Source organism: Maribacter sp., assembly GCF_039968975.1.
GTDB lineage: Bacteria > Bacteroidota > Bacteroidia > Flavobacteriales > Flavobacteriaceae > Maribacter.
On record NZ_JBDVOT010000082.1, the window covers coordinates 1 to 5194 of the forward strand.

General features: G+C 33.9%; 7 protein-coding genes and 1 pseudogene. 6 read left to right on the top strand and 2 right to left on the bottom strand.

The genetic code is table 11. From position 1 onward, the window contains the following. Window positions 1-746: YHYH protein (locus tag ABJI11_RS06045; RefSeq protein ID WP_348350367.1), on the top strand; the 746-nt coding region annotated here is incomplete at its 5' end. Next, complete coding sequence (locus tag ABJI11_RS06050) at window positions 736-1350, top strand: hypothetical protein (protein WP_348350369.1); 615 nt, start codon at window positions 736-738, stop codon at window positions 1348-1350. The genes ABJI11_RS06045 and ABJI11_RS06050, both read left to right, overlap by 11 nt. A 154-nt stretch (window positions 1351-1504) precedes the next feature. Here the strand turns inward: ABJI11_RS06050 and ABJI11_RS06055 are convergent, their stop codons facing one another. Further along, window positions 1505-1921 carry a hypothetical protein gene (locus tag ABJI11_RS06055; RefSeq protein ID WP_348350371.1) on the bottom strand — a complete coding sequence of 139 codons (417 nt, stop codon included), beginning with the start codon at window positions 1919-1921 and terminating at the stop codon, window positions 1505-1507. A gap of 78 nt (window positions 1922-1999) precedes the next feature. After that, entirely contained in the window at window positions 2000-2674 is a 675-nt protein-coding gene (locus tag ABJI11_RS06060; protein WP_348350373.1) for a class I SAM-dependent methyltransferase, read from the bottom strand. Between the two features lie 195 nt (window positions 2675-2869). On the opposite strand from ABJI11_RS06060, the gene ABJI11_RS06065 reads away from it, so the two are divergent. The 4 genes and pseudogenes from ABJI11_RS06065 to ABJI11_RS06080 all read left to right on the top strand — a co-directional run. Further along, complete coding sequence (locus ABJI11_RS06065) at window positions 2870-3415, top strand: hypothetical protein (RefSeq protein WP_348350375.1); 546 nt, start codon at window positions 2870-2872, stop codon at window positions 3413-3415. 86 nt (window positions 3416-3501) lie between these two features. Next, on the top strand, window positions 3502-3897 hold the full coding sequence (locus ABJI11_RS06070) for a nuclear transport factor 2 family protein (RefSeq protein ID WP_348350377.1): 396 nt from the start codon (window positions 3502-3504) through the stop codon (window positions 3895-3897). Between the two features lie 25 nt (window positions 3898-3922). Next, a complete protein-coding gene (gene speB, locus ABJI11_RS06075) occupies window positions 3923-4705 on the top strand; it encodes an agmatinase (RefSeq protein ID WP_348350379.1) in 783 nt (260 codons plus the stop codon). Between the two features lie 106 nt (window positions 4706-4811). After that, window positions 4812-5194, top strand: a pseudogene (locus ABJI11_RS06080) (mannosyltransferase); the annotation flags it as partial.

Below are 5194 nucleotides of genomic sequence, written 5' to 3' on the forward strand. Positions count from 1 at the left end.
AAGGTGAAATATATGACATTGATGGCGAATTCATTAAAAATTTAGGCACGTTGTTCAATGATGACACTTGGATGCTTTATGATAAAACAACAGGTGAAATTACCAAAACAAAGACTAAAGCGGAATGTAATGATGCCGCAAATCCAAATGTTGGTGAAGAGTACAAAAACTTTTGTGTTGAATGCTTACCTTCCTATATAACTGGAATGACACACACCTATTATATACCAGTTACTCCTAAAAAAGCACCTGAGGGATATGCTTTTAGATCTGGACCTCCAAACGGTGGCGAAGATGGTCGTAAAAGACCAGAACGTCCAAAAGATGGTGAAAGACCTAAGGGACCACCACCAGGTGGTATAGGAATTGGACCTTCAAACAGAGGTTTAGCTTTTAACGGTGTTGTTTTTAATGCACCAGCTCCTGTAGATAATATTCTAGCAGCTTACACCATTGCTCCTTTTGATGATGCCGGCGGACATATAAATTTACATGAAGGGTATCATTACCATGCAGCTACAGGTGTTTCCAAAAAAATAGAACAAGATGATAATCATGCACCTATGATAGGCTATGCCATGGACGGATATCCAATTTTCGCAAATACGGATGCCGATGGTAACGAAGCAACAGATTTAGATGAATTTAGAGGTCAATATGACGAGATAAGAGGTTATCATTACCATGTAGATAAAGCTGGAAGCAACAATTTTATTGACGGACTACGCGGGGTATATGTTAAGTAAAAAATCGATTTTACTACTATTAGTTACCGTTTCTCTTGTCTTTAGCAATTTACTGTGGGCACATAATCCAGAATTTTCGAGTATAATAATTTCAAAAACCGAAAATGGACAAATTGTTCTGCAGTTAAATAGTTCATTAACAGCTTTTCAACAAGAGATAAATTATATTCATGGAGAAGGTGCTTACAAATCTCCAGAAGAATTTCAAGAATTAGTGCTTCAGCTTTTTAGGTCTAGATTCTTTTTTATTCTTAACAACAATGACACCCTTCAATTTAAAAATCCAAAAGTAATTTTAGGTCATGAAACTAAAATAATCGCCGAAATAATTGATCTACCTTTAAAAACTAAAAGTATAGAGCTACGGAATGAAATCTTTTACGACCTCTATAATAGCCAATCCGCAGTTATTTTTTCTCTTAATGAATTTCCAAAAACAAAATACACTTTAAACAAGGAAAACCTAAATACAATAAATGTGTCGTTAGAAGACGGAAAATGGATTGACAACAACTCTAAAAGCACTAAGAAATCGCTTACCTATCTACCTTTTGTGCTTACGTTTATCATTGGAGGTTTATTATTTTTTCTTATCAAAAAATAATATATCGCCTCTCGAAGTAAGTAAAAAAAAGAAGGATAGCGAAAACGACCTGTGAACTAAGCAACAATCTAAATCTAACAGGTCTGCTTGCGTTGAACTACCACTATAAAACCAACAAACCTTTCGCTACCCTTTTTCAAAAATTTATTCTCATTTATTTAAATAAACGAATAGAAGATTCTTTTAAATTTAATTTCGCCGGTTGAGGAAATTCGGCATGAACTATTAATACATTTTCATGATGTTGCTCTAGTTCACTCAACACCTTTCTATTTAATAACAATATGGTAGAATGACCATAATGATCTAATTTATCAAGTATTGTTTTTCCGTTAAATTCACATACCCAATGAGTCTCAGACATATTCTCTTCGTAAAACAACTCTATAGTAGGTACTTGATAATAATCATGTTCACCTATTACTTCTAAATCAAAAACTAAACGAAGCAATCCGCCTTCTAATTTTGCACCATCACTAGAAATCCCTAATTCTTCAAAAGATAGTTTACCTGAAGTTGGCTCATTGAATTTTACTTTTATCTCTCCCTGGTTTATTTCTACTTTGCTCATCTATTTTTGTTTTTATGATACCATCAAAGCTAGATAACAGCATGAATTTATAATATGATATTTATCAGGATTAATAAATCAATTCATCCTATACAATGTAGTTACAATAATACCGTGCGCATCTACTACCGTCAATAGTTCATGTTCTTCTACAACTTTCAAATTAAATGGCGCCAACAAAAGTTTGATGCCACTCTGCTTTTTTAAACGAGTACCTTGACCAGAGATAATATCTAAATTGGGTGTAAAATCTGTATTTGGCAAATGCTCTGTAACTATTACATACTTATAATTAACAAGCTTAGCCACAACTTGCTTTACCTCGTCATTAGAAATATGTTGCAGCACTTGACGAAGAATGGCACAATCCGCTACAGGTAAAGTGTCTTTAGCGATATCTAGACTTAGAAACTCTAAATTGAGCGCTTTATAGTTCTCTTTATTACGTTCAATCAATTCTGGCACAATATCTACAGCAATGTAATTCTTGGTGTAACCCACTAATTCTTTTCCCACATTAAAATCACCACAACCCAAATCACATACAGAAATGGGGTTTTCAAATGAGGTTAAAAACGCAATTAATGTGTTGATATAAGGTTTTACAATTTCTAATTTATGAGAACCTTCACCAGAATAAAAATCTTCACCACCACTACCCCAAAGCTTCTTTTCATAGACTTGCTGCATAGTATCTTTTGTTGGCCATGGTGTTTTTTTTCTGCTTTTTGATTTTTCTTGTCTACCCTTCATTATTTATTTAAAAAACATGAACTAGAATTTGTTTGCAGTAATATAAAGCAAAATCACCAAACGCAATTAACACCTACTTTCTTTCTTAAATTTGAATTCACAGCGAAACAAATTAGAATCATAAAAACTACAGGATAGCGTATTACCTGGATACAGATTAGAAAACGTATTTTCACTATTATAAAACTTCATTTAATGGAACAAATTAAAATCATATTCTTTCTTGTAGGTTCATTTTTTGGTATTGAAAACAGCACTATTGCAGCAGATAAGACTACCGTAATCATTTATCCCGAAAATCAGAAAATAGAGATTATCCAAGAAAAACTTTTTACCATAATACAATCTAAAAAAGATACTGCTACAACATTGGCTCAATGGAATAAAATAGCCAACTTGAGAGAGAACGAAACACCTTGGGCGAAAGAGTTAGAACATTTTACAAATAAGAATCTAAGCATTAAAAATACCGGCACTACCATTGAAACCCACATAAGCCTCAATTATAACGACCCTAATGATTTACGTGCTATGGGTATTTGGTACAATACAGATATGCACCATTTTTCTATCAACGAAGTACCTAGAAATCACATTACTAGCGAAACAGGCATTTTAGAAGACAACTATTGGATTTTCAACGATAACAATACCTTTAGTTTTACCACTGAAGCTTTTTTGGACCTGCCCAATGAATACAAAAAATTAAAGCTCCCTATTACCGCTATGCTTAAAAAGTAAATTGACCAGAAGCATAGCGGTACGGCAAAGAATTGAAAAATTAATTATATTTCCACGTAAGCGTCTAAACATTTAAATCTAGATTATTGAGTAAACACTGTACATATGACACTAGAAAAAATAAGGAAAATGCCATAGCATTTTACCGAACAGCATATTTAGGGAAACCCAAACTTGCCATAGAGAAATATGTTGGCAAAGAATATATTCAGCACAACCCGGCAGTTGCTAATGGCACACAAGGTTTTATTGATTATTTTGAACAAATGCAGGCAGAATACCCAGAAAAATCTATTGAATTCGTGCGCTGTATTGCGGAAGGAGATTTAGTCTCACTACACACCCACCAAATATGGCCGGGCAATGACCAATATGTTACGATGGATTTTTTTAGGTTTGATGAAGAAGGAAAAATATGCGAACATTGGGATTCCATTCAGCAAATTCCTGAGAAGTCTGAAAACCCAAATACGATGTATTAATTTTACATTAAAACCGAAAGCTATTATGAAGGATATTGTTATTCAAGGAATAAATTGGGATGCCAAATCGTCTTTTCAACAAGGTCCGGCAAAAGCTCCAGACCTAATTAGAAAGGCATTGTATAGCGACTCTATGAACCTATATACCGAATTAGGTACATCTATAGAAAATGATGCTGTTACAGACAAGGGTGATTTTATCATCAATGAGTATTTTGATATTGAAACCATTACCAAAAAGAATATTGAATCTGGTTCAAAATTACTTTCTTTAGGTGGTGACCATTCTGTAACATTTCCTATTATAAAAGCTTTTCATGAACACTACCCAAAACTAGATATTTTACATATTGATGCTCACGCAGATTTATACCACGATTATGAAGGAGACCCTTATTCTCATGCATGCCCTTTCGCCCGTATTATGGAAAACGGATTTGCAGTAAAACTTGTTCAAGTTGGAATCAGAACATTAAATCCGCACCAAGCAGCTCAAGCAAAAAAATATAATGTGGATGTTCATGAAATGCGAAATCTTGATTTAAAAGCTATCCCAAAATTTGAGAATCCGCTTTACATTTCTTTAGATATGGATGGCTTTGATCCCGCCTTTGCGCCAGGTGTTTCTCATCACGAACCTGGCGGACTCTCATCACGACAAGTTTTAGACTTAATTCAAAGTATAGATACCGAAGTAGTGGGCGCAGACATAGTAGAATACAACCCTGATCGAGACTTTCATGATATGACCGCTTACCTAGCTGCAAAAATGATGAAAGAGCTTCTAGGAAAATTGATGGGTAATTAAAATCATATTTCAATAAAAACCATTAAATTGACCTGTTACTAAAACCAGACCCCTAATGCCGATTACCTTTAAAAATTACGTGAAACTCCACAAAGTTTCCTTGATATTGGCAGTATTAAGTTTTGCATTTTACTTCACTTTCGCTTATCATTTAGATCGTACAGATTTTATAAAATTGCTCTCCCTTTTTGTAGCACTTTTCTTTTTCTGTTTTAAACTGATACAGTTTGAAAAACTGAATTTCAGGTTCTTATTAGGTGTCGGAATTATTTTTAGGCTAATTTTCCTATTTACAGAACCCAATTTGTCTCAAGATTTTTATCGGTTCATTTGGGATGGTCATTTAGTTTCAAGCGGTGTAAACCCGTATTTGCATACCCCAGATGAATTAATGCAAAACATGGTATCTATTATACCAAATGCTAGTGAACTATACCAAGGCATGGGTAATTTAAGTGCAAGACATTATAGTAACTACCCACCGTTGAA

What these genes read in the sequence shown, in the direction of transcription:
- speB (WP_348350379.1), top strand. Translation starts at nt 3,923, where the DNA reads ATGAAGGATATTGTTATTCAAGGAATAAATTGGGATGCCAAATCGTCT.
- ABJI11_RS06060 (WP_348350373.1), bottom strand. Translation starts at nt 2,674, where the DNA reads ATGAAGGGTAGACAAGAAAAATCAAAAAGCAGAAAAAAAACACCATGG.
- ABJI11_RS06050 (WP_348350369.1), top strand. Translation starts at nt 736, where the DNA reads ATGTTAAGTAAAAAATCGATTTTACTACTATTAGTTACCGTTTCTCTT.
- ABJI11_RS06055 (WP_348350371.1), bottom strand. Translation starts at nt 1,921, where the DNA reads ATGAGCAAAGTAGAAATAAACCAGGGAGAGATAAAAGTAAAATTCAAT.
- ABJI11_RS06065 (WP_348350375.1), top strand. Translation starts at nt 2,870, where the DNA reads ATGGAACAAATTAAAATCATATTCTTTCTTGTAGGTTCATTTTTTGGT.